The organism is Pseudonocardia sp. ICBG601 (assembly GCF_020496245.1).
On sequence record NZ_JAHLJA010000003.1, the window covers coordinates 1 to 23,974 of the forward strand.

Annotated in this window: 19 protein-coding genes and 1 pseudogene; 7 read left to right on the forward strand and 13 right to left on the reverse strand. The window is 74.9% G+C overall.

Going from position 1 to position 23,974, the window contains the following annotated elements:
* Nucleotides 1-480: 480 nt before the first annotated feature.
* Nucleotides 481-750 (reverse strand): hypothetical protein, encoded by a 270-nt coding sequence (locus KPL57_RS04650; RefSeq protein WP_226350660.1) that lies wholly within the window; start codon nucleotides 748-750, stop codon nucleotides 481-483.
* 20 nt (nucleotides 751-770) lie between these two features.
* On the opposite strand from KPL57_RS04650, the gene KPL57_RS04655 reads away from it, so the two are divergent.
* Entirely contained in the window at nucleotides 771-977 is a 207-nt protein-coding gene (locus KPL57_RS04655; protein ID WP_226350661.1) for a hypothetical protein, read from the forward strand.
* Between the two features lie 174 nt (nucleotides 978-1,151).
* Here the strand turns inward: KPL57_RS04655 and KPL57_RS04660 are convergent, their stop codons facing one another.
* From KPL57_RS04660 to KPL57_RS04670, 3 genes are all read right to left on the reverse strand, one after another.
* The gene (locus KPL57_RS04660) at nucleotides 1,152-2,417 is read right to left on the reverse strand and encodes an iron-siderophore ABC transporter substrate-binding protein (protein WP_226350662.1); all 1,266 of its coding nucleotides are present in this window, start codon (nucleotides 2,415-2,417) and stop codon (nucleotides 1,152-1,154) included.
* Nucleotides 2,418-2,520: 103 nt separating this feature from the next.
* Nucleotides 2,521-4,323 (reverse strand): ABC transporter ATP-binding protein, encoded by a 1,803-nt coding sequence (locus KPL57_RS04665; protein WP_374203661.1) that lies wholly within the window; start codon nucleotides 4,321-4,323, stop codon nucleotides 2,521-2,523.
* A complete protein-coding gene (locus tag KPL57_RS04670; RefSeq protein ID WP_226350663.1) occupies nucleotides 4,320-6,050 on the reverse strand; it encodes an ABC transporter ATP-binding protein in 1,731 nt (576 codons plus the stop codon). Before KPL57_RS04670 ends, KPL57_RS04665 begins: the two co-directional genes overlap by 4 nt.
* 125 nt (nucleotides 6,051-6,175) lie before the next feature.
* On the opposite strand from KPL57_RS04670, the gene KPL57_RS04675 reads away from it, so the two are divergent.
* A complete protein-coding gene (locus KPL57_RS04675) occupies nucleotides 6,176-7,114 on the forward strand; it encodes a methionyl-tRNA formyltransferase (RefSeq protein WP_226350664.1) in 939 nt (312 codons plus the stop codon).
* A 58-nt stretch (nucleotides 7,115-7,172) separates the two neighbouring features.
* On the opposite strand, the gene KPL57_RS04680 is transcribed toward KPL57_RS04675, so the two are convergent.
* The 3 genes from KPL57_RS04680 to KPL57_RS04690 form a co-directional block, all read right to left on the reverse strand.
* Nucleotides 7,173-8,162, reverse strand: a complete 990-nt coding sequence (locus KPL57_RS04680; protein WP_226350665.1) for an ABC transporter substrate-binding protein — start codon at nucleotides 8,160-8,162, stop codon at nucleotides 7,173-7,175.
* 106 nt (nucleotides 8,163-8,268) lie between these two features.
* Nucleotides 8,269-9,705 (reverse strand): aspartate aminotransferase family protein, encoded by a 1,437-nt coding sequence (locus tag KPL57_RS04685; protein ID WP_226350666.1) that lies wholly within the window; start codon nucleotides 9,703-9,705, stop codon nucleotides 8,269-8,271.
* Between the two features lie 11 nt (nucleotides 9,706-9,716).
* Entirely contained in the window at nucleotides 9,717-10,874 is a 1,158-nt protein-coding gene (locus KPL57_RS04690) for a GTP-binding protein (protein WP_226350667.1), read from the reverse strand.
* 185 nt (nucleotides 10,875-11,059) lie between these two features.
* On the opposite strand from KPL57_RS04690, the gene trpS reads away from it, so the two are divergent.
* Entirely contained in the window at nucleotides 11,060-12,127 is a 1,068-nt protein-coding gene (gene trpS, locus KPL57_RS04695; RefSeq protein WP_226350668.1) for a tryptophan--tRNA ligase, read from the forward strand.
* Here the strand turns inward: trpS and KPL57_RS04700 are convergent.
* Both KPL57_RS04700 and KPL57_RS04705 read right to left on the reverse strand, forming a co-directional pair.
* Nucleotides 12,099-12,743, reverse strand: a complete 645-nt coding sequence (locus KPL57_RS04700; RefSeq protein WP_226350669.1) for an MOSC domain-containing protein — start codon at nucleotides 12,741-12,743, stop codon at nucleotides 12,099-12,101. The two genes, trpS and KPL57_RS04700, sit on opposite strands and share 29 nt — an antisense overlap.
* A 48-nt stretch (nucleotides 12,744-12,791) precedes the next feature.
* Entirely contained in the window at nucleotides 12,792-14,303 is a 1,512-nt protein-coding gene (locus KPL57_RS04705) for a long-chain-fatty-acid--CoA ligase (RefSeq protein WP_226350677.1), read from the reverse strand.
* Between the two features lie 115 nt (nucleotides 14,304-14,418).
* On the opposite strand from KPL57_RS04705, the gene KPL57_RS04710 reads away from it, so the two are divergent.
* Nucleotides 14,419-15,660, forward strand: coding sequence for an MFS transporter (locus tag KPL57_RS04710; RefSeq protein WP_226350670.1), 1,242 nt, complete (start codon nucleotides 14,419-14,421; stop codon nucleotides 15,658-15,660).
* A gap of 39 nt (nucleotides 15,661-15,699) precedes the next feature.
* Here the strand turns inward: KPL57_RS04710 and KPL57_RS04715 are convergent, their stop codons facing one another.
* From KPL57_RS04715 to KPL57_RS04725, 3 genes are all read right to left on the reverse strand, one after another.
* Nucleotides 15,700-17,235, reverse strand: coding sequence for an acyl-CoA synthetase (locus KPL57_RS04715; protein WP_226350671.1), 1,536 nt, complete (start codon nucleotides 17,233-17,235; stop codon nucleotides 15,700-15,702).
* 96 nt (nucleotides 17,236-17,331) lie between these two features.
* A complete protein-coding gene (locus KPL57_RS04720; RefSeq protein WP_226350672.1) occupies nucleotides 17,332-17,676 on the reverse strand; it encodes an Lsr2 family protein in 345 nt (114 codons plus the stop codon).
* Between the two features lie 219 nt (nucleotides 17,677-17,895).
* Nucleotides 17,896-19,035, reverse strand: a complete 1,140-nt coding sequence (locus tag KPL57_RS04725) for an MBL fold metallo-hydrolase (RefSeq protein ID WP_226350673.1) — start codon at nucleotides 19,033-19,035, stop codon at nucleotides 17,896-17,898.
* A gap of 51 nt (nucleotides 19,036-19,086) precedes the next feature.
* On the opposite strand from KPL57_RS04725, the gene KPL57_RS04730 reads away from it, so the two are divergent.
* The gene (locus KPL57_RS04730; RefSeq protein ID WP_226350674.1) at nucleotides 19,087-19,857 is read left to right on the forward strand and encodes an enoyl-CoA hydratase-related protein; all 771 of its coding nucleotides are present in this window, start codon (nucleotides 19,087-19,089) and stop codon (nucleotides 19,855-19,857) included.
* Nucleotides 19,858-19,966: 109 nt separating this feature from the next.
* Complete coding sequence (locus KPL57_RS04735; protein ID WP_226350675.1) at nucleotides 19,967-20,458, forward strand: MarR family winged helix-turn-helix transcriptional regulator; 492 nt, start codon at nucleotides 19,967-19,969, stop codon at nucleotides 20,456-20,458.
* A gap of 4 nt (nucleotides 20,459-20,462) precedes the next feature.
* Here the strand turns inward: KPL57_RS04735 and KPL57_RS04740 are convergent, their stop codons facing one another.
* Complete coding sequence (locus KPL57_RS04740) at nucleotides 20,463-21,749, reverse strand: acyl-CoA dehydrogenase family protein (RefSeq protein WP_226350676.1); 1,287 nt, start codon at nucleotides 21,747-21,749, stop codon at nucleotides 20,463-20,465.
* A 603-nt stretch (nucleotides 21,750-22,352) separates the two neighbouring features.
* On the opposite strand from KPL57_RS04740, the pseudogene KPL57_RS04745 reads away from it, so the two are divergent.
* A pseudogene (locus tag KPL57_RS04745) lies at nucleotides 22,353-23,956 on the forward strand (AMP-binding protein).
* Nucleotides 23,957-23,974: the final 18 nt, after the last annotated feature.

The following is a 23,974-nucleotide window of genomic DNA, read 5'->3' on the forward strand; positions in this document are numbered from 1 at the left end:
TCCTGGACTGGCTCGCCGAGGTCGACCCGCACGCGCCCGGCTACAACCAGTCGGTGCTGGTGCGCAACCCCGGCCGGGCTGACCGGGCCGGTGCTGCGCCGCGCACTGGGCCCGTCTGCTCGCCACGCACGGCATGCTCCGCGCCCGGCGCACCGCCGACGGCCTGGAGGTCCCGCCCGCGGTGCCCGCCCGGTGCTGCGGGAGGTGCCGGTCGGCGCGGCGAACACCGCCGACCAGGTGCGCGGGCTGCTGGGGGAGGAGGCGCTCGCCGCGCGCGACCGGCTCGATCCCGGCTCCGGCACGATGCTGTCGGCGGTCTGGTTCGATGCCGCCGGACCGGACGCCCCGGACGCCTGTTGCTGGTGGTCGCGCACGTCGCCGTGGACTGGGTGTCGTGGCGGATCCTGCTCGACGACCTCGCCGCTGCCGTCGCCGCCCAGGACGCGGGGCGCGAGCCGGCGCCGCCGCCGGTCCGGTGTCCTACCGCGCCTGGGCGTCGATGCTCGCGCCGAGGCCGCCCGCCCGCAGCGGGTCGCCGAGACCGGCCGGTGGCGCTCGGTCCTGGCCGGACCGCGGGTGGCACTGCCGCGGGCGACGCCGTTCGACCCGGACCGCGACCGGCACGGCACCAACCGGGTGCACCCGGTGGAGCTGCCCGCGGACCTGTCGGCCCGCCGTCCTCGCCGCCGGTGCGGACGGGCACTGGCCGCCGCGCTCGGGATCGCCGTCGCCGGCCTCGCGCGTCACCACGGCGCCCCCGCCAGGGGGTCGTGCCGCTCGCGGTGGAGGGACACGGCCGGGAGGAGGAGGCCGTCGCGGCGCGACCGGACCTGTCCCGCACCGTCGGCTGGTTCACCGCGATCCGGCCGGTCGCGGTCGACCCGCGCGGACCCGCCGGGCAGGTGCGCGACCGGCTGGTCGCCGACCTCGACGCCGAGCCCGACCACGGCCTCGGGTTCGGCCTGCTGCGCCCCTGAACCCGGACACCGCCGCCGCGAGCTCGCGCCGCTCCGCTCCGCTGCCCGAGATCGAGTTCAACTACCTGGGCCGGTTCGACCGGCGCGCCCCGCGCGACTGGGGCTTCGCCGAGGAGGACGACGTCCTCGACATCGCCGTCGAGCCGGACATGCGCCAGCGGTTCCCGCTGACCGTCATCGCCCGCACCGTCGACGGCGCGGACGGGCCCGGGTGCACGCCGACCTGATCCACCCGGCCGCGGTGCTCGACGACGACGTCGTCGCCGACCTCGGACGCCGGTGGACCGCGGCGCTGCGGGAGCTGACCGGGCGGGACTGAGCGAGGACAGGAGACAGGACAGGGGGCCGGTCGCGGTGCGACCGGCCCCCTGTCGTGTGTGCGGGGCGCGCCCCGGGCTCAGCCCTGGGCGGCGGCAGTGCCTCGAGCTCCGGCACCAGCTTGTCCAGGGCGTAGGGGAGGCTCAGCACGCTGCCGTAGCTCAGCGCGGCGGGCAGCGGCTCGGTGCGCTCGGAGCTGAGCATCCACAGCACCCGGCCCTGCTGGACGGCCGTGAGCCTGCTGAACTCCGGACGTGCCTCGATCTCGGCCTTCGCGGCCTCGGTCGGGGCGAGCACGAGCAGCTTGTCGACGTCGAACTCGCCGGCCTGCTCCGGGCTCAGCTGCGCCTCGCTCGTCCCGGCGGCGGCCCGGGTGATCGCCTCGGGGGCACGGAAGCCGAGCTGGGCCAGCAGGTCGGCCTTGATGTCGCCACCGGCGAACGCGAAGTAGTTCGGGGTGTCGTAGGAGACCGCGACGGCGGTCTGCTGCGCCCAGTCGGGGTGCGCGGCCTTGGCGTCGGCGATCTTCTTCTCGGTCGCGGCGACCAGCTCGTCGCCCTGCTTCTCGCGGCCGACGGCCTTGGTGATCTCCCGGGTCATGACCTGCCAGGACGCGGTGTAGTCCTCGAAGCCCTTGGGCTGGGCGACCGTCGGCGCGATCCGGGAGACCTGGTCGTACTGCTCCTGGGTCATGCCCGAGTACGACGCGATGATCAGGTCCGGCTTCAGCGCCGCGATCTTCTCGAGCTGGTACTCCTCGCGGACGCCGACGACCTCGGGGGTCTGCCCGGCGAAGCCCTGCTCCTGCCACAGCCACTTGTTGCCGGCCGGGGGCTGGGTGAACCAGTCGACGATCCCGACCGGCGCGATCCCGACGGCGAGCAGCGCGTCCGGGTCGGTGTAGCCCAGGGTCACGACCCGCTTCGGCTCGGCGGTGATCTCGGTGGACCCGTACTTGTGCTCGACGGTCACCGGGAACGTCCCGGACGCGGCCGGGGTGGCCGGCGTCCCGTCACCGCTGCCGCCCGAGGGCGCCGAGGAGCACCCGGCGAGGACGAGGACACCGAGCAGGGCGACGAGGAGCGGGCGGAACCGTCCCCTGGACGGTGAGGCGTGAGGCATGACGTTCCTGTTCTCTCGACCCGGGACGACGGGTCCGTCGTTGCCCGGTGATCCGCTGTGGCAGTTGAGGCTTACCTAAGTCCCGGGCCAGGTCAAGAGACCCTTACCTCAGGCGCCGGTACGCCGGACGGGCTCGCCGCGCAGGCCCGTCCAGGCCTGCCACAGCTGGGCGAACCGGCCGCCGGAGGCGACCAGCTCGGCGTGCGTGCCGGTCTCCGCGGTCCGCCCGGCCTCGAGCACCAGCACGAGGTCGGCGTCGGCGACCTGACTGAGCCGGTGCGCCACGACGACGGCCGTGCGACCCGCCAGCGCGGCGTCGGCGCGCGCGCTCCAGCTCCGCCGCGCCGGCGCTGCCGGCCTCGGCGGTCGCCTCGTCGAGGATCACCACCGGCGGGTCGGCCAGCACCAGCCGGGCCAGCGCGAGCTGCTGGGACTGCACCACGGTCAGGGCGTGCCCGGTGTCCCCGACGACGGTCTCCAGCCCGTCGGGCAGCCGGTCCACCCAGGGCGCCGCGCCGACCGTGGCCAGGGCGGCGCGCAGGTCGTCGTCGGTGGCGTCCGGGCGGGCCAGGCGCAGGTCCTCGGCGAGCGGCCCGGCGAACACGTGCACCTCCTGGGTCACCAGGACGACCGGCGCCCGCCCGCCGCGGTGGTCGATGCGCTCCAGCGGCACGCCGCCGATCTCGACGACCCCGGCGTCCGGGGTGTGCATCCCGGCGACGAGCTTGGCCAGCGTGGACTTGCCCGCACCGCTGGTGCCGACCAGCGCGACCCGGGTGCCGGGGGCGAGGTCGAGGTCCACCCCGGACAGCGCCGGGTGGCCGTCGACGTAGGAGTGGGTCAGGCCGCGCACCCGCACCCGGGCGTCGGCGGGCACGGCCGGGTCCGCCGGCGGGGCGGGCGGGTCGATCTCGGCGACGCCGACGATGCGCCGCAGCCCGGCGACCGCGGACTGGGCGGCGTCGAGCTGGAACAGCATGATGTTGATCGGCGTGAACAGGTTGATGAAGTACAGCGCCGCCGCGCTCGCCGTACCGATCGTCGTGCTGCCGCTGCCGACCAGCACGAACCCGGCGACCAGCACCCCGCTCAGGCCGAGGACCTCACCGGCGTTGAGCCGGCCGAAGAAGCGGGTCTGCAGCACCACGAGCCGCTGCCCGATCCCGGCGACGGCCTCGGCGCGGGCACGGACCCGGTCCAGGTGGTCGTCGGTGAGGCGGAACGCGCGCACCGTGCTCACCCCGGCCGCGGTGTCGAGCAGCTGCTGCTGCTGGGCCCCGCCCGCGATGCGCTCGTCGTCGTAGAGCGGGCCGGAGTGGCGCAGGAACCAGCGGGCGGTGACCACCTGGATCGGCACCGCCAGCAGCGCGCCGAGCAGGAACCGCCAGTCCAGGGCGGCGAGCGCGACCAGGGTCAGGCCGATGATCAGCGCGGCCCTGGCGAACTCGGGCAGTGCCTCGCGCACCGCCTCGCCGACGACCTTGACGTCGTCGGTGACGCGCGAGGTGAGGTCACCGGACCCGGCCTGCTCCAGGGTCTCCAGCGGCAGGTCCAGCGCGCGGGCGACGAAGCGCTCCCGCAGCCGGGCCAGCATCGTCTCCCCGACCCGGGCGATCAGCGCGATCCCGGCGAAGGCGAGCACACCCTGGACGACCGCGACCCCGGCCAGGGCGGCGACCGGCGCGGTCAGCGCGGACGGCTCCGACCCCCGCGCGGCGAGGTCGACGATCCGGCCCAGCAGCGGTGCCGCGACCAGGCTCACCGCCGCCCCGGCGACCAGGGCGACGAGTGCAGCGACGGCGGTCCCACGGCGCGGGGCCAGCAGCTCGCCGAGGACGGCGCGGGTGCGGCGCCCGTCGGCGACGGGCAGCAGGCGGGGTCCGGACGGCTCGGTCCCGGTGGTCATCCGGTCACCACCCTGCGGTAGTCGGTGTCGTCGGTCATCAGCTCGGTGTGCGTCGCGTCCGCGACGACGCGGCCGTCGCGCAGCACCACCACGCGGTCGGTGACCGCGAGCAGTGCCGGGCTGGTGGTGAGGAGCACGGTCGTGCGGCCGGTGCGGTGCTCGCGCAGCCGGGCCGCGATCTCGGACTCGGTGACGGCGTCGACGGCCGTCGTGGGGTCGTGCAGCACCAGGACCGGGGGGTCGGCGGCCAGCGCCCTGGCCAACGCGACCCGCTGGCGCTGCCCGCCCGACAGCGAGCTGCCGCGCGAGGTCACCGGGGTGTCCGCACCCTGCGGGAGGGCCTCGACGGCCTGGTCGGCGCGGGCCGCGGCCATCGCCGCGACCGTCGCGGACCCCGGGGCGCCGTCGCCGGTCGCGGCGGTGACGTTGTCCAGGACGGTGCCGGTGAACAGGTGCGCGTCGTGCGCCGCGACCAGCAGCGTGGACCGGGTGGCGGCCGGGGCGAGGTCGTCGACGCCGGTGCCGCCGAGCAGGATCCGCCCGGAGTCGGGTGCGACGTCGCGGGCCAGGCAGCGGGCGAGCGCGGTCGCCGCGGACGGGTCGGGGGCGACCACGCCGAGCAGCTGACCGGCGGGCACCTCCAGGTCGATGCCGTCGAGGGGGCCGTGGCGCAGCCCGGTGACCGCCAGCGCGGCGGCGGGGTCGGTGGGGCCGGCGTCCCGGCCGTCGCGGCCGGGGCCGACGGCGGGCGGTGCGGAGAGGATCTCGGCGATCCGCCCGGCCGAGGCCCGCGCCTGGGCGAAGCGCGCCCCGGCGATCCCGAGGGTCTGCAGCGGCCCGACGAGGAACTGGGCGAGCCCGACTGCGGAGACCAGGTTGCCGACGGTGATGGACCCGTCGAGGGCGAGCAGACCGCCGACGAGCGCGATGACCGCGAGGAACAGGCCGTTCGCGAGCTGGACGGTGCCGAGGAACCCGGCCTCGGCGCGGGTCGCCCGCAGCGTGGCGCCCAGCGCGGTACGGCTGCTGGCCGCGTACTGCTCGGCCGCGGCGGGCCCGGCGCCCAGTCCCTTGAGGACGCGGATCCCGGACACGAGGTCGGCGGCGGTGCCGGCGGCGCGCGCGGCCCGCTCCTGCTCGGCGCCGCTGCGCCGCTCCAGCGGCCGCCCGACCCGGCCGATCAGCCACAGCAGCGGCGGGGTGCCGAGCAGGATGAGCAGGCCCAGGGGGAGCGAGATCCGCAGCAGCGCGACGGCGGCGACCACGAGCGCGGCCGCGGCGGCCGCGGCCGTGGGGATCCAGAAGTTCATCACCGCGACTCGCTTGGCGTCGGCCACGGCGATCGAGGTGATCGAGCCGGGCAGCCTGCCGGTCTCGGCGCCGCCGCGGTGGTCCAGCAGCCGGGCCGCCACCCGGGTGCGCAGCCCGGCGTCGGCACGCAGGTCGGCGTGCAGGGCCTGCCGTGCGCCGAACCGGTAGCTGTAGGACAGCATCGCGAAGTCCGCGGCCAGCACGAGCAGCCAGATCACCAGGCTGCCGACGTCGCCGGTCGCGACCGCGCGGTCGATCACGACGCCCACCAGGACCGGCACCAGTGCCTCTCCGACCTGGTGCCCGCACAGCAGGACGGTCGCCGCCGCGACCCGGCCGCGGAACGACCTGATGGTGCTGCGGACCACCTCTCGTGCGGTGACCTGTGTGTCACCGGTGCCCCTGTGCGCGGTCATGAAGGGAGGCTAACCTCACCGACGCGCGGCGATCATGACGGTGGGTGTGTGGTCCGCCGCTTTCCGGGTCGCGCACCGTCCGGCGCCCGTCGTCGCGCCGCATCCCAGGAGGAGGTCGACATCCCGTGCGTGTCGTGTTGTTCGGTTACCAGAAGTGGGGAGCCCGGCTGCTCGCCGACCTGCTGGACTCGCGGCACGAGGTGGTGCTCGTCGTCAGCCACCCGGAGGAGGGCGAGCCGTCCCCGGTGATCTTCCAGGAGTCGCTCGGCGACCTGGCCCGTGAGCACGGGATCCCGGTGCTCTACCGGGAGAAGGCCGTCGACGCCGAGCTGGTCACCGCGATCACCGGCTCCGGCGCCGAGATCGGGGTGGCCTGCAACTGGCGCACCTGGATCTCCCCGGAGGTGTTCTCCGCCCCGCCGCGCGGCACGGTCAACACCCACGACTCGCTGCTCCCGCGCTACGCCGGGTTCTCCCCGCTCAACTGGGCGCTGATCAACGGCGAGAGCCAGGTGGGCGTGACCGCGCACTGGATGGACGCCGAGCTCGACCGCGGCCCGATCATCTGCCAGCGCACCGTGCCGGTCACCCCGACCGACACCACCGAGGACCTGTTCGAGCGCACCGTGCTCCTGTTCGGACCGCTCGCGCTCGAGGCGTTCGACCGGGTCGAGCACGGTCCGCACGAGTGGCTCACCCAGGACCCGGCGCACGCGTCGTTCTTCCACAAGCGGGCCGACGAGGACAACCGCATCCCCTGGGACCGTCCGGCCGCCGACCTGGTCAACCTGGTGCGCGCGCAGACCGGGCCGTACCCGAACGCCTGGTGCCTGCACGAGGGCGCGCGGCTTCGGGTGCTGGAGGCGACGGTGTCGCGGGAGCGCTGCGGCGGGACCAACGGGCGGATCTTCGCCCGCGAGGGGAGCGGGGTGGTCGTCGTCGCCGGGCCGGACGCCTGGCGCGGCGGTCAGTACGGCCTGGTCCTGCAGCGGGTGCGCGACGCCGACGGTGTCGAGCACGTCGCCGGTGACCACTTCCGCCGCATGGGGGGCTACCTGACCTGAGGGTCCCGGCGGGGCACCGGTGGACGTGACGTCCACGTCCACCGGTGCACGGCCGGCGTCAGTTGCCGGGGGCCTGGCCCTTGAGCGCCGCGTCGAGCTGCGGCGCGACGGTGTCGATGGCGTAGGGCAGCGACAGCGGGCTGGAGTAGCCGAGCGCGGCGGCGAACTCGGTCTCGAACGGCCCGAGGTAGGCGACCCGGCCCTGCTGGACCGCCGGGATCGCGCGGAACACCGGGTCGGCCTCGGACTCGGCGCGCGACCGGCCCAGCACCACGAGCACGTCGCTGTCGAGGTCGCCCTGGCGCTCCAGCGAGAGGGTCTGCGAGTCCGGCCGGACGGTGAAGCCGAGGCCGGCGAAGATCTGGGCGCGCAGGTCGTCGGTGCCCATGTCGTAGGGGACGCCCTCGATGAAGAAGTCCATCTTGAGGTTCTTGCCCGCGAAGTCGGGGTGGGCGGCCTTGGCCTCGTCGAACGTCGCGCGGGTCGCGGTGATGACCTGCTCGGCCTGCTCGGTGCGGCCGGTGGCCTGCCCGGTGATGCGGGTCTGCTCCTCCCAGCCCGCGGCGTTCGTGCCGTCGGGGGTGCCCTGGGCGACGGTCGGCGCGATCTGCGACAGCGCGGTGTAGGTCGCCTGGTCCATGAAGGAGTAGACGCCGAGGATCAGGTCGGGCTTGAGCGCGGCGACCTGCTCGACCGGGATCTCGGACCCGGTCAGCAGCTGCGGCTGCGTCCCGCCGAGTGCCTCCTGCGCCCAGGGGCGCTTCGCGTAGTCGTAGTCGCCGATGTTCTCGCGGACCCCGACCGGCTTCACGCCGAGGGCGAGGGCGAAGTCGGCGTCGTTGAAGCCCACGGTCACGACCCGCTGCGGCGCGGCGGGGATCGTCGTCTGCCCGAAGGCGTGGGTGAGGGTGACCGGGAACGCTCCGGTGGGGGCGTCGCCGGCGGGGGCGGGCTGTGCCGCGTCGCCGGAGCCCCCGGAGGAGCAGCCGGCGAGTGCCAGCAGCAGGACCACGCACGCGGCGAGCGCGCGGAGCAGGGGTCGGGGCATGGGGGCGGTCCTTTCGACGGGACCCGTGCGGGCGGGGTGCACCGGGCGCCGGGGGATCAGGTCAGTACACCCTTCCGGGTGGACAGGCGAACCTTACCCATGGCGGTCACGATCGGGCAGACAGGACATCCCACACGATGTCGAGGTGCTCGCGGCCCGTGGTGACCCCGCCGAACGCCACCCGCACCACCGGGTGCCCGTCGACCTCGGTGCCGGTGAGCAGCACCCGTCCGTCGGCGTTGGCCCGCTCCAGCAGCGCGGTGGTCGCGGCGTCGCCGGAGCGCGAGCGCAGGCAGACCAGTGACAGCACCGGTGCGCACGCCAGCTCCAGGTCGTCGTGCCCGCAGACCCGCTCGGCCAGCTCGGCGGCGAGGTCCACGTGCCCGCGCAGGTGCGACCGCAGCCCGGACAGCCCCTGGCCGTGGAGCACCGCCCACAGCTTCAGCGCCCGGAACCGCCGCCCGAGCGGGACCTGCCAGTCCCGGAAGTCCACGACGGCGCCGGAGTCGGAGTGCGCGTCGCGCAGGTAGGCCGGGGTGATCGACAACGCGGCCGGCAGCGCGCGGGCGTCGCGCACCCAGAGCAGCGAGGCGTCGAACGCGGTGAGCAGCCACTTGTGGGCGTCGGTGCAGAAGGAGTCGACGCCGGGCCCCGGGCCCGGGTTCACGCCGTCGAGCACCCAGCGGTGCTCCGGGCAGAGCGCCGCGACGCCCGCCCACGCGGCGTCGACGTGCACCCAGGCCCGGTACGGCCGCGCCGCCGTGACCAGCGCCGCGACCGGGTCGCTCGACCCGGTCGAGGTCGTCCCGACCGTCGCGCACACCAGCACCGGGACCAGCCCGGCGGCGACGTCCGCGGCGAGGGTGTCGGCCAGCGCGGCCGGGTCCATCGCCCGGGAGCCCGGGGTGCACGGGACGGTCCGCAGCCCGTCGGAGCCGAGCCCGGCCACCCGCACCGCCTTGGCCAGCGACGAGTGCGTCTCGGCCGTGACGTAGACGCGCTCCCGGCCGGTCACCCCGCGCACCCGCCAGCCGGAGTCCGGGTCCGGTGCGGCCCGGTGCAGCGCGGCGGTCAGCGCGACCAGCGCCGCCGAGGACGCCGAGTCCTGGATCGAGCCGCCCCCGCCGCCGTCGTGGGTGAACGTCTCGTCCAGCCCGAGCGCCCTGGCCAGCTGGTCGGTGACCGCCTGCTCCACCTCGGTGCACGCGGGCGAGGTCGACCAGAGCATCCCCTGCGCCCCGGCGCCGCCGGAGAGCAGCTCGCCGAGCAGCGAGGTCAGCGAGGCGTTCGCCGGGAAGAACGCGTGGAACCCGGGGTGCTGCCAGCGGGTGTCGGCGTCACCGGTGACGGTCTCGACCAGCGACGGGAACGCCGCGAGCGGCTCGGGGTCCTCGTTCGCCTCGCGGGGGAAGCGGGCCCGCACGGTGCCGGGCTCGACGACGTCGCGGACCGGGTGGCGTTCGATCCCGGCGCGGGCGTCGGCGACGGCGTCGACGAACAGGTGGCCGAGGGCGCGGAACTCGTCCGGGGTGAGGTCGGGCACGTGCCCGGACGCTACCCGGCCGCGGGCGCGTGTTCGTGGATCCCGTGGTCGTGCAGGTCGTCGAGGTCCCAGGCGGGCAGGGGGTCGTCCAGGTCGCGCCAGGAGCAGGGCCCGGCGAGCAGCTCGTCGTCGGTGAGCAGGGCCGGGTCGAGGCGCGCGGTGACGGCGTCGCGGGTCAGGCCGAGCCCGATGAACACGATCTCCTGCCCGCGCGGCCCGTCGAACGACGACCACGGCGCCGCCGGGTCCAGCGCCATGTTCGGGCCGGCCTGCGACCACATCCCGGCGACGTCGGGCCGGGTCGCCAGCCAGCAGAAGCCCTTGCTGCGCAGCAGGCCCGGCCACTCGCCGAGCGCGTCGAGCAGCCGCGCCGGGTGGAACGGGCGCGCCGCCCGCCAGGTGACGCTCGCGATCCCGTACTCCTCGGTCTCGGGGGTGTGCGAGCCGTTCAGCTCCTGGGCCCAGCCCGGCGTCGCCGCGGCCGCCGCCGGGTCGTGACGACGGGTGTCGAGCAGGTCGGTGACCGCCACGTCCCCGCGCACGGCGCGCACGAGGCGGGCGCCCGGGTTCATCCGCGACAGCAGCGCCTCGATCCGGCCCAGCGCGTGCGGCGCGACGAGGTCGGTCTTGTTGAGCACCAGCAGGTCCGCGAACTCGACCTGGTCGGCGAGCAGGTCCGACAGGGTCCGCTCGTCGCCCTGCGCCGCCTGCAGCTCGCGGTCGGCGAGCGAGTCCTCGCTGGTCAGGAGCGTCTCGAAGGTCGAGGCGTCGACGAGGGTGACCATCGTGTCCAGCCGCGCGACGTCGGAGAGCGCGGTGCCGTCGTCGAAGGTCCACTCGAACGTCGCCGCGACCGGCATCGGCTCGGAGATCCCGGTCGACTCGACGACGACGTGGTCGTAGCGCCCCTCCGCGGCCAGCTCGCCGACCGTGGTCAGCAGGTCCTCGCGCAGCGTGCAGCAGATGCAGCCGTTGGTGAGCTCGACCAGCTTCTCCTGGCTGCGGTGCAGGTCGACCAGCGCGCCGTCGATGTTGACCTCGCTCATGTCGTTGACGACGACGGCGATCCGCCTGCCCGCGCGGTTCGCGAGCAGGTGCTCCAGCAGCGTCGTCTTCCCCGCGCCGAGGAAGCCGGACAGGATCGTGACGGGAACGCGACGGTCGGCCATGCCGGTGATGATAACGATTGTCGATTGACCGGGTGTAAGGTGCCCCCGTGCGTTCCTCCCGTCCCGTCTGGTGGCGGCTGCTCCCCGCAGCCGCGTAGACGCACGTCACCGTCACCCCGGGCTGCCCGAGCAGCCCGGCGGCAACCGGTGTGTCTCGTGCAGCTCCCCGTTCCCAGGAGCTGATCATGGATTCCCTCGCCGCCACCGTCGCCCGGATGCCCGCGCTGCGTGCCGCCGTCGCCGCCGACCCGTCGTCGCACCGGGTGCTGACCGGGGAGCGGCCGACCGGCCCGCTGCACCTGGGGCACCTGGTGGGCACGATCTCCGAGCGCGTCCGGCTGCAACGGTCCGGAGTGGACGTGCTGGTGATCCTCGCCGATTACCAGGTGATCACCGACCGCGACGTCGCCGACCGGCTGGCCGAGCACGTCCGCGGCGCGGTGCTCGACCAGCTCGCCGCCGGGCTCGACCCGGACCGCACGACGGTGTTCGCCCACTCCGCGGTGCCCGCGCTGAACCAGCTCATGCTGCCGTTCCTGTCGCTGGTCACCGAGGCCGAGCTGCACCGCAATCCGACGGTGAAGGCCGAGCACGCCGCGTCCGGGCGCGCGTTGTCGGGGCTGCTGCTGACCTACCCGGTGCACCAGGCCGCGGACATCCTGTCCTGCCGCGCCGACCTCGTGCCGGTGGGCAAGGACCAGCTCCCGCACATCGAGCTCACCCGGGTGCTGGCCCGGCGCTTCGCCGAGCGCTACGGCCCGGTGTTCACCCCGCCCGAGCCGATGCTGACCGAGACCCCGGAGCTGCCCGGGCTCGACGGGCACAAGATGTCCAAGTCCCGCGGCAACGCCGTCCCGCTCGGCGCGACCGCCGACGAGACCGCGGCGCTCGTGCGCCGCGCCCGCACCGACCCCGAGCGGCGGATCACCGTCGACCCGGACGGCAGGCCCGGGGTGTACGGGCTGCTCACGACCGCGGCCCTGTGCCTGGGCCGCGACCCGCACGAGCTGGCCGCGACCCTGGACGGGGCCGCCGCGCTGAAGCGGCTCACCACCGACGCGGTCAACGACCACCTCGCCGGACACCGCGCGCGGCGCGCCGAGCTGGCCCGCGACCCCGGGCTCGTCGACGACGTGCTGGCCCGCGGCAACGCCCGCGCCAACGCGCTGGCCGACGAGACGCTCGACGCGGTCCGCACGGCCATGGGGATGCGCTACGGCCGGGTCAGCGCCGGGACGCGGTCCGCTTCGTGACGGTCTCCCGGATCTCCGGCAGCAGGTGCTCACCCGCGGCCAGGAGGTCCGGGAGCCGGGCCGGCTCGGCGAGCAGCGCCCGGAACGCGTCGGCGACGGTGACGCCGTGCCCGGGCCGGTGCTCGACGGTCACGGCGTCGCCGGCGCGGATCTCGCCGGGGGACAGGACCCGCAGGTAGGCGCCGGGGCGGGCGGCCGCGGTGAACCGCTTCACCCAGCCCGCCCGCTCCAGGTGCGCGGCGAAGGTCCGACACGGGATGCGCGGCGCGGTCACCTGCAGCAGCACCCCGCCGACCCGCCAGCGCTCGCCCAGCTCCGCGCCGCACACGTCGACGCCGCGGGTGGTGAGGTTCTCCCCGAACATCCCCGCCCGCAGCGGGCCCAGCTCGGCGGCGAAGGACTCCAGGTCCTCCCGGGCGTAGGCGTAGACGGCCTGGTCCGGGCCGCCGTGGTGGTCGGCGTCGCAGATCGTGTCGCCGGCCAGCCCGCTCGCCGCGGGCGCCGGGACGTCCACCCGGACCGGACCGGGTACCGGCCGCTTGTCGATGCCCGAGGCCCCCGCCTTGGCGAGGATCGGACGGGACACCCCGGTGTTCACGGACTCCACGACGGACACCCCCGCGACGCTAGGCGTCCCACCGCCGCCGACGCGAGCGGGTTCGTCTCACACGGACCCGTGGACCCGGCGCAGCTCGGTCTTGAGCACCTTGCCCGACGGGTTGCGCGGCAACGCCTCCACCAGTGCGAGCCGGCTCGGCTGCTTGTAGCGGGCCAGCCGGTCGGCGCACCACGCGGTGAGCGTGTCCAGGTCCGGCGGGGCCGCGGGGTCGGCGGGCACGACCACGGCGAGCGGGGTCTCGCCCCAGCGCGCGTCGGGCACCCCGACGACCGCGACGTCGGCGACGCCCGGGTGCGCGGCCAGCACCTCCTCGACCTCGGCGCTGTACACGTTCTCCCCGCCGGAAATGATCATGTCCTTCGCGCGGTCGACGACGTAGTAGAAGCCGTCCGGGTCCTCGCGCACCAGGTCACCGGAGTGGAACCAGCCGCCGCGGAACGCCTCGGCCGTCGCCTCCGGGCGGCCCCAGTACTCCCGCATCACGGTCGGACCGCGGTAGACGATCTCGCCGACCTCGCCGCGCGGCACGTCGTTCATCTCCGCGTCGACCACCCGCACCTCGACGCCGACCATCGGCGTCCCCACCGAGCCGATCTTGCGCACCGAGTCCTCGCCGCGCAGCGCGCAGGTGACCGGGCTGCACTCGGTCTGCCCGAACGCGGTGACCACCATGGCCTCCGGGAACGTGTCGATCATGGTGCGGATCAGCGTCGTCGACGCGGGAGCGGCACCCCAGGTGATCCGGCGCAGCGCCGACAGGTCCCGCTGCGCGATGCCGGGCACGGCGCAGATCGCCTGCCACTGCGCCGGGACGAAGAAGCACGACGACACCCGCTCCCGCTCCAGGGTGTCGACCGTCGCGACCGGGTCGAAGCCGCCCGACGGCGGGATGATCACCCGGCCGCCCGCGATCAGGGTCGGGAGCATCCCGGACAGCCCGGCGATGTGGAACAGCGGCGCCCCCGACATCGAGACCCGGTCGTCGCCCGCGGTGCCCAGGTGTGTGATCGACAGGAACGCGTGCAGCATCAGGTTGCGGTGGGTCAGCACCGCGCCCTTCGGGCGGCCGGTCGTGCCCGAGGTGTACATGATGTAGGCGGGCTCGTCGTCGGCGACGTCGTCGCCCCAGTCGCCGGGACCGGTCCCGGCGAGCAGTGCGTCGAACCCGTCGCCGAGAGTGAGCACCGTCCGCACCGACGGGGCCTGCTCCCGCGCCGACTCCACCGTGGCGGCGAAGGCGTCGTCGCACAGCACCGCCACCGGGGTGCAGTCGGTCAGCTGGAACGCGACCTCGCCCGCGGTCAGCCGGAAGTTCAGCGGCACGCAGATCGCGCCGCGACGCAGCACCGCCAGGTAGCTCTCGACGAGCTCGACGGAGTTGAGCCCGAGCACCGCGACCCGGTCCCCGCGGTCGACCCCCCGGTCGGCGAGCACGGTCGCCAGCCGGGACACCCGGTCGTCGAGCTGCGCCCAGGTCCGCGACGTCCGCGGGTCGGCCAGCGCCGGAGCGTCCGGTGCGGTCCGTGCGTGCCGCGCGACGATGTCCGCCGCGGTCATCCCGTGTCCCGTGATCGTGCCCACCGGTGGCCTCCCGAGCCTCGACTGCCCCGCCACTGTGGTCCCGCTCACCCCGGTGGGGCAAGATCACGGCCCGCCGTGCAGGGTGACGCCGGTGAGCACGACCCCCGACGGAGCCGACCCCGACGGAGCCGACCCCGACGGAGCCGACCCCGGCGGTGCCGTCCCCGACGGCACCCGGCGGCTCCGGCTGCTGCAGCTGGCGTCGCTGACGAGCACCGTCGACCGGTTCGCGATCGCGCCGCTGCTGGTGCCGATCGCCGCGTCGTTCTCGGCGCCGCTGGCCGCGGCGGCCGGTGCGGCCGGGGGCTACTTCCTCGCCTACGGCCTCATGCAGGTCGTGTGGGGGGTGCTGTCCGACCGGATCGGCCGGGTCCGGGTGATGCGCCTGGCCCTGGTCGGCGCGGTGCTGGGCGGGGTCGCCTCGGTGCTGGCCCCGACGCTGGCGGTGCTGGTCGTCGCCCGGGTCGTCACCGGCGCGTGCACGGCGGCGCTGATCCCGGCGGCGCTGGTCTACGTCGGTGACACCTGGCCCGCCGCGGTCCGGCAGCGGCCGCTGTCGGACCTGCTCGCCGCGACCGCGCTCGGCACCGCCGTCGCCACGGCCGGGGCGGGACTGCTCGCCGACCTGGCCGGGTGGCGCGTCGTCCTCGGGACGACGGCGGCCGGCTGCGCGGTGCTGTTCGTCGCGCTGCGGGCGCTGCCCGAACCCGACGGCGCCCGCACCACCTCGCGCGGGATCGTCGACGCGGTGCTCCGCCCGCTGGCCGCGGTCGCCGGGAACGGCTGGGCGCGGCTGGTGCTGGCGCTCGCCTTCGTCGAGGGCGCCGTCGTGCTCGGGGTGCTGACCTACCTGGCCCCGTCGCTGCAGGCCGGGGGCAGCTCCGCCGCGCTCGCCGGGCTCGCCGCCGGGGGCTACGGCGTCGGCGCGGTGCTGTTCTCCCGGGTCGTGCGACGCCTGGTCGGGCGCCTGCGCCCGGCCGCGCTGGCCGGCACCGGCGGCGGGTTCCTCGTCGTCGCCTGGGTGTTCCCGCTGGTCGTCGTGCACCCGGTGACGGTCGCCGCGGCCGGGCTCTGCCTGGGTGGGGCGTGGGCGTTCCTGCACTCGACCCTGCAGACCTGGGCGACCGAGGTCGTCCCGCAGGCCCGCGCGACCGCCGTCGCGCTGTTCGCGACGCTGCTGTTCCTGGGCAGCTCGGCCGGGACCACGCTGGGTGCCCCGCTGGCCGACGCCGGGCGCTTCGCCCCGCTGTTCGCCGCCGCCCTGGTGGCCTCGGTGCCGCTGGCGCTGGTCGCCGCCTGGACCCGCGCCCGCTACGCCCGCCGGGCCACCTGACCTCCCCCGCGCCGCGGGCGACGCGGGGGAGTGGCGTAATCACACGTAGCGGTCGCGCAGCTCCCGCTTGACCAGCTTGCCGGTGGGGGTGCGCGGCAGGAAGTCGGTGAAGTCCACCGACGACGGCGCCTTGTAGTGCGCGATCCGCTCCCGCACGAAGTCGATCAGCTCGCGCTCCAGCTCCGGGCCGGCGTCGACGCCCTCCGGGGGCTGGACGACGGCCTTGACCTTCTCGCCCATCTCGTCGTCGGGCACCCCGATGACGGCGACGTCGAGCACCTTCGGGTGCAGCGCGAGGGCGTCCTCGACCTCCTGCGGGTAGATGTTCACCCCGCCCGAGATGATCATGAACGCCTTGCGGTCGGTGAGGAAGAGGTAGCCGTCCTCGTCGAGGTAGCCCAGGTCCCCGGTGGTGGTCCAGTTCTCGTGCTCGGGGTGGGTCGCGGCGAGGGTCTTGCCCGGGTCGTTGTGGTACTCGAACGGCCGGACGTCGCGCTCGAAGTAGACCGTCCCGATCTCGCCCGGGGCCAGGACGGCGCCGGTGTCGTCGGCGATCCAGATGGTGCCGAGCCCGGCGCGCCCGACCGAGCCGGGACGCTCGCTCCACTGCGCCGAGTCGATGAAGGTGATGCCGTTGGACTCGGTCGCGGCGTAGTACTCGTGCAGGACCGGGCCCCACCAGTCGATCATCGCCTGCTTGACGTCCACCGGGCACGGCGCGGCCGCGTGGATCGCGACCCGCATCGAGGACACGTCGTAGGAGGCGCGGACGGACTCCGGGAGCTTGAGCATCCGCACGAACATCGTCGGCACCCACTGCGAGTGGGTGACCGAGTACTTCTGGATCAGCGCCAGCGCCTTCTCGGGGTCGAAGCGCTCCATCACCACGACGGTGCCCCCGAGCGCCTGCACCGTGGCGGTGAACCGCAGCGGCGCGGCGTGGTAGAGCGGGGCCGGGTTCAGGTAGACGGTGTCGGTGTCGAAGCCGTACATCGACCCGAACAGGGCCTGGTAGGTGTCGCCCGGCTCGTCGACCTGCCGGTCGGGCAGCGTCGGCTTGATGCCCTTGGGGCGGCCGGTGGTGCCCGAGGAGTAGAGCATGTCCGCGCCGCGCGGCTGGTCGGCCGGCGGCTCGGCGGACACCGCGGCGAGGGTCTCGTCGTAGTCGGCGTAACGCGACGCACCGGGGATCTCGCCCCCGAAGGCCAGCCGCACCGGGGTGTCGACGTGGTCCTCGATCGCCGCGGCCAGACCGGCGACACCGGCGGAGACGACGAGCGCCTTCGCGCCGCAGTCCCGCACGATGTAGGCCGCCTCGGGCGCGGACAGGTGGTGGTTCACCGCGGTGATGTAGAGCCCCGACCGCTGGGCGGCCCAGTACACCTCGTAGACCCGCGCGGTGTTCTCCGCGACGAGCGCGACGACGTCGCCCCGCTGCAGACCGGCCGCACGCAGGTGGTTCGCGAGCCGGGCGGACCCCTCCTCCAGCTCACGGAAGGTCAGGGTCGCGCCCGAGCCCCCCATGATCACGGCCGGCTTGTCGGGGGTCGTCGCGGCATGCGTGCCTGGGTACATCGGGGCCTCTCCGTCGGGGCGCGCCGCGTATCGCCCGGCGCACGTCTCTCGTCGGCCCGATCCTGCCATCCGGGGCGACCCCGGCGGCGGCAGCGGTCAGGAGTGCGCGTTCTGATAGGCCTCGAGAACCGAGGACGGGATACGCCCGCGCTCGGAGATCTTCATGCCCTGGGCCACCGCCCATTCCCGCACGGCGCGGTTCGCGGCGCGTTCCGAGGCGCTGGAACCGTTCGACGACGAGGCGCCGGAAGCGGGACTGCGCCGACCGGACCCGCGACGGGCGGCCGCGACGTAGGGCGCCAACGATTCCCGCAGCTTCTCGGCATTCTTGGTGGACAGGTCGATCTCGTAGGCGCGGCCGTCGACGGAGAACTCCACCTGCTCGTCGGCCTCGGTGCCGTCGAGGTCGTCGACCAGTGTGATGGTCGTCTGCTGCGCCACGTCGTCATTCCTTCCACGGGGGAATCACCGGATCGGCCGGAGACGGGAATCGCCCGGTCGGAGCCGGAACCGATTCTTCGGGCAGAACGATAAAGGATGCCGAACCGACCTGTCGAACCCCTACCCGGAAATAGTCCGGCGCCGTCGTTTCCGGTCGGGGGATACGGCGTCCGGGCGACGGGAATGGGCGAAAAGGGTCAGCGGTGAACGTGACGCGAATCAGCGCGCGGTCGGCCACCACGGTTCGGTGGGAACCGCGGCGCGGGCGTCGTCGACGGTCGTGACGCCGGTCAGGTCGATCCGCTCGCCCGGGCGCGGCAGGGCCAGGACCACGTCCTGGTCGGCGGCGGCCTTGCGGGCCCGCTCGGCGGGCTCGTCCCACGGGTGGAAGCCCAGGTTGAACGTCGCCCAGTGGATCGGCAGCAGCACCCGGCCGCCCAGCTTGCGGTGCGCGGCGACGGCCTGCTCCGGGTCGGCGTGGATGTCGGGCCACAGGTCGGCGTAGGCGCCGATCGGCAGCACCGTCAGGTCGAACGGGCCGTGCGCGGCCCCGGTGCGCGCGTGCGCCCGGGTGGCGCCGGTGTCCCCGCCCAGGTAGGCGGTGTGCCGCGGCCCGGCGACCTTCCAGGCGGCCCACAGCGTCGTGTTGCGGCGCAGCCCGCGTCCGGAGAAGTGCCGGGTCTCCAGGCAGGTCAGCTCCAGCCCGGCGACGGTCACCACGCCCTCCCAGTCGCGCTCGACGACCCGGTGCCCGGGCACGCCCCAGGCCCGCAGGTGCGCGCCCACCCCGAGCGGGCCGACGAACACCGCGGAGGTGTCGCGGGCCAGCGCGGTGACCGTCAGGCGGTCGAGGTGGTCGTAGTGGTCGTGGCTGATCACGACGACGTCCGGGGACCCCAGCGCGGACAGCGGCCCGACCGGCGGGTGCAGGCGGCGCGGCCCGAAGCGCGGCACGGGGGAGGCGTACTCCGACCAGACCGGGTCGGCCAGTACCCGTCGGCCGTCGATCTCCAGCAGCACCCCGGCGTGGCCCAGCCAGGTCACCGCCAGCCCGGCGGGCGCGTCGGGGGTCCGCAGCGGCGCGAGCGGCACCGTGGCCGGCGCGACGCCCTCGGACAGGCGGCCCACCAGCATGTTCAGGATCATCCGGGCCGAGGCCTTGGCCCGCGGCAGACCCGGCTCGGTGTTGGCGAACACGCCGTCGACGGCGTTCGGCGACCCGGAGGCGATCCGGTGGAGCTCGCCCGCGCGGGCCCCCATGTTGCGGCGCACGTGCACGCCGAGCGCGGCGAGGGCCCCGGTCAGGGCGAGCGGGACGGACAGGACGGCCGCGGTCGGGACGCGCTTGCTGCGGGACACGATCACCACAGTACGAACGCCCGGGCCCGCTCCCCACCTACAGTCACGATCGTGACGGACGGCATGACGGGGACACGGGTGACCACCGAGCGGCACGGACACGTGCTCCTGATCCGGATGACGCGGCCGGACAAGCGCAACGCCGTCGACGCGGCGATGACGGCCGGGCTCGACGAGGCGCTCAACACCCTCGACGACGACCCGGACCTGTGGTGCGGCGTGCTCGCCGGGGACGCGACGGCGTTCAGCGCGGGCACCGACCTGGCCGCGGGCTCCGGCGGGCCGACGCCGCGCGGCGGCAACTACGGCGTCGTCCGGCGGGACCGGCGGCGCCCGCTGATCGCGGCCGTCGAGGGCGTCGCCTACGGCGGCGGGTTCGAGATCGTGCTGGCCTGCGACATGGTCGTCGCGTCGACGACGGCGCGGTTCGGGCTGCCCGAGGTCGCCCGTGGCCTGGTCGCGAACTGCGGGGCGCTGTTCCGGGCGCCGCGGCCGCTGCCGCTCAACATCGCCAAGCAGCTGCTGGTCACCGGGCGCCCGCTGGACGCCGAGCGCGCGTACACCCTGGGCCTGGTCTCCGAGCTCGTCGAGCCGGGCGGGGCGGAGGCGGCGGCGCTGGCGCTCGCGGCCGCGGTGTGCGAGAACTCGCCGCTGGCGGTGTCGGTGTCGCTGCGCGCGCTGGAACGTGTGGTGTCCGAGCCGGACGAGCGCGGCTGGAACGCCACCGAGATCGCCTCGGCGGCGATCGACCGGTCCGCGGACAAGACCGAGGGGATCGCGGCGTTCCTGGAGAAGCGCCCGCCGCGCTGGACGGGGCGCTGACCCGGCCCCGGTACGCCGCCGCGCCGGACCCCCGCCCGGTACGCCGCCGCGCCGGCCGGAGCGCTGACCCGCGCCCGGTATGTCGCCGCACGCGACTAGGCTCGTCGGCATGCCTGCCCGGACGCGACGTGAGGACCTGGTCGCGCTGCTGCAGGACTACGCGGGCGAGGCCGAGCTGCTCGGCCAGGAGTTCGCCGGGCGGCACCGGCTGCACCCCACCGACCTGCACGCGCTGCTCGCGGTGATGCGCGCGGACTCCGCGGGCGAACCGCTCACCCCGGGCGTCCTCGGTGCCCGGCTCGGGCTGTCCACCGGTGCGACGACCGCGCTCGTCGACCGCCTGGAGCGCGCCGGCCACGTGCGCCGCAGCCGCGAGTCCACCGACCGGCGGCGGGTGACCCTGCGCCAGGCCGAGAACGCCGCCGAGGTCGGCGGGGCGTTCTTCGGCCCGCTCGGTGCCCGGATGGACGCCGTGCTCGCCGGCTTCGACGACGACGAGCTCGCCGCCGCGGCCCGCTTCCTCACCGCGATGAACGCGCTGGTCGCGGACTACCGCGCCGACCTCGCCTCCGGGCCGGCGCGGAAGTCCACGCCGGCCTGAGGCATCAGGCGTTCGCCGCCGCGGTGTCCAGGTACTCCGCGAACTTGCGGCGCGCGGCCTCGGTGCGGGTCGGGACGTGCTCGGTGGGGACCTCCACCGGGGTGTAGCCGCGCAGGATGCGCCGCGCGACGGACTCCTTGTGCACCTCGTCGGGACCGTCGTAGATGCGCGCGGCCCGGGCCGCTCGGTACATCTGCTCCAGCGGCAGGTCCCCGGAGAAGCCCAGCGAGCCGTGCACCTGGATCGCACGGTCGATCACGTCGTGCAGCACCTTCGCGCCCCAGTACTTGATCATCCCGATCTCGATCCGGGCGTTCGAGGCGCCGACCTGGTCCATCGTCCACGCCGCGTGCAGGGTCAGCAGTCGCGCCGCGGCCATGTCCGCCGCCGACTGCGCGATCATGTCCTGCACCATCTGCTTGTCGGCGAGCCGCGTGCCGCTCGCCGTCCGCGACACCGCGCGCTCGCAGAGCATGTCGAACGCCCGCCGGGACTGGCCCAGCCAGCGCATCGCGTGATGGATGCGCCCCGGGCCGAGCCGCTGCTGGGCGAGCCGGAACCCGTCGCCGGGGTTGCCGACGAGGTTCGTCGCCGGTACCCGGACGTCGCGGTAGAACACCTCGGCGTGGCCGCCGTAGATCTCGCCGCCGACGTCGGGGTGGTCCATCACCGGGATGTCGCGGGCGACGTCGAGGCCCGGGGTGTCGGTCGGGACGACGATCATCGAGGCCCGCTGGTACGGCGGCGCGTCCGGGTCGGTCACCACCATCGCGATCAGGAAGTCCGAGCCGGTGGCGTTCGAGGAGAACCACTTGTGACCGTTGATGACGTAGTCGTCGCCGTCGCGCACGGCCCGGGTGGACAGCATCGTCGGGTCCGCGCCGGCGCCGGGCTCGGTCATCGAGAAGCAGGACCGCAGCTCACCGCGCAGCAGCGGGTGCATCCAGCGTTCCTTCTGCTCCGGCGACCCGCCGATCGCGAGCAGCTCGGCGTTGCCCGAGTCGGGGGCCTGGTTGCCGAACACCCCCGGCGCGTAGCGGCACTGGCCGAGGATCTCGTGCATCAGCCCGAGGGAGACCTGGCCGAACCCGCCGCCGCCGAGCTCCGGGGGCAGGTGCGCCGCCCACAGACCCTGCTCCTTGACCTGCTCCTTGAGCGGGGCGGTGATCCGGGCGAAGGTCTCCCGGTCCAGGTCGAGGGTCTCCAGCGGGATGATCTCGTCGCGGACGAAGCCGCGCATCCACTTCAGCTTCTCCTCGAACTCCGGATCGGTGCTGAAGTCCCACGCCATTGCGTCCGCCTCCCGACGAGCCTCGTTGCCACTGCGAACGTAACCCAGCCCGCCACGACGGGGACAGGGCCGCCGCCGAGCCGGTGGTCGACGGTGCCGGTAGCCGACGGTGCCATGTGTCGGTGGTCGGTGGTGCCGGTGGTCGGTGGTGCCGGTGGTCGGTGGTCGACGGTGCCCGTGGTCGGGCGGTGCTGGCAGCCGACGGTGCCGACAGTCGGTGGTGCCGGTAGCCGACGGTGCGGTGATCGGCGGGGCCGGTGGTCGGTGGTCGGCCGAACCGGTGATCGACAGTGCGCGCGGAGATCCGCGGCCCGCGCGTGTCCGGACGCACGCGCGGAGCGGATCACCGCGCGGACGGTGGATCACCGCGCGGGAAGCGGATCACTGTGTGGGCGCGGATCACCGCGCAGGCTGCACATCGCGCGCGGGCTGCGAGTCACCGCGCCGACGGTCCCCCCCCCGGGCGGACGGTGCCCCCCGGGCCGACGGTGCCCCCCGGGCGGACGGTGGCCCCCCCGGGCAGGCAGTGGCCCCGGGCGGGCGGCGGATCTCCGGGTGGGCGGGGCGATTGCGTGCCCGGGCGCTGCCGGGGAGGCTCGGGGGATGACCGACGAGGCTCCCGTCCCCGTCCACCCGGCGGGTGTCCCGGCCGACCTGGTGGACCTGTCCTACGAGCCGCTGACCCCCACGGCGTTCCTCGACCGGGCCGCGGCGGCGCACGGCGACCGGGTCGCGGTCGTCGACGGCGACCTGCGGTTCACCTACACCGAGTTCCGCGACCGCTGCCGGCGCCTGGCGGGATCGCTCGCCGCGCTGCACGACGGGCGCCCGGTCGCGGTCCTCGTGCCGAACACCCACGTCGGGCTGGAGGCGGCGCACGCGGTCCCGTGGTCGGGGACGGCGCTGGTCGCGGTCAACACCCGGCTGTCGGCGGGCGAGGTCGCCTACATCCTGGAGCACTCCCGCGCCTCGGTGCTGGTGGCCGACCCGGTGTTCGACGACCTCGTCGCGGAGGTCCTCGCCCGCCTCGACACCCCGCCGCACACGGTGCGGGTCGGCCCGGACTACGAGCGCCTCGTCGCCCGGGGGGAGCCCACCGCGGTGCGGCCCGCCGACGAGCGCGGCCTGCTGTCGGTCAACTACACGTCCGGGACCACCGGGAACCCGAAGGGCGTGATGTACCACCACCGGGGCGCCTACCTGCAGGCGCTGGCGATGGTCGGCCACACCGGGCTGACCGCGTCGTCGGTGCACCTGTGGACGCTGCCGATGTTCCACTGCAACGGCTGGTGCTTCCCCTGGGCGGTCACCGCGGCCGCCGCCACCCACGTCTGCCTGCCGAGGGTCGAGCCGTCCCGGATCTGGGAGCTCGTGCGCGACCAGGGCGTCACCCACCTCAACGGCGCCCCCACCGTGCTGTCGATGATCGCCTACGCGCCGGAGGCCGGGCCGGTGGAGACCCCGGTGGCCGTCGCGACCGGGGGAGCACCGCCGAGCCCAGCGATCCTGCGCCGGATGGCCGAGCTCGGGTTCGAGGTGACCCACCTCTACGGGCTCACCGAGACCTTCGGCCCGGCGATGATCTGCGACTGGCGTCCGGAGTGGAACGACCTCGACGCCGACGCCCGGGCCCGGATGAAGGCCCGCCAGGGCGTCGGGAACATGATCGCCTGCGCCGTCCGGGTGATCGACGACGACGGCGCCGACGTCCCCGCCGACGGGGAGACGACCGGCCAGATCGCGTTGCGCGGCAACAACGTCATGCTCGGCTACCTCGACGACGAGCAGGCCACCCGCGACGCCGCGCCGGACGGCTGGTTCCGGACCGGCGACATCGGCGTCATGCACCCCGACGGCTACGTCGAGCTCCGCGACCGCTCCAAGGACGTGATCATCTCCGGTGGGGAGAACATCGCCAGCGTCGAGGTGGAGCAGGCCATCGCCGACCACCCGGCCGTGCTGGAGGTCGCGGTGATCGCCGTCCCCGACGAGCGGTGGGGCGAGGTCCCGGCCGCCTGGGTGACCCTGCGCGAGGGCGAGAGCGCCACCGAGGACGAGATCGTCGAGCACGTGCGCGGGCGGCTGGCGCGGTTCAAGGCGCCCAAGCGGGTCACCTTCGCCGAGCTGCCGAAGACCTCCACCGGAAGATCCAGAAGTTCGTGCTGCGCGACGAGGCGTGGGCCGGGCAGGAGCGCCGGATCCGGTGACCGGGCGGCGGTGACGGG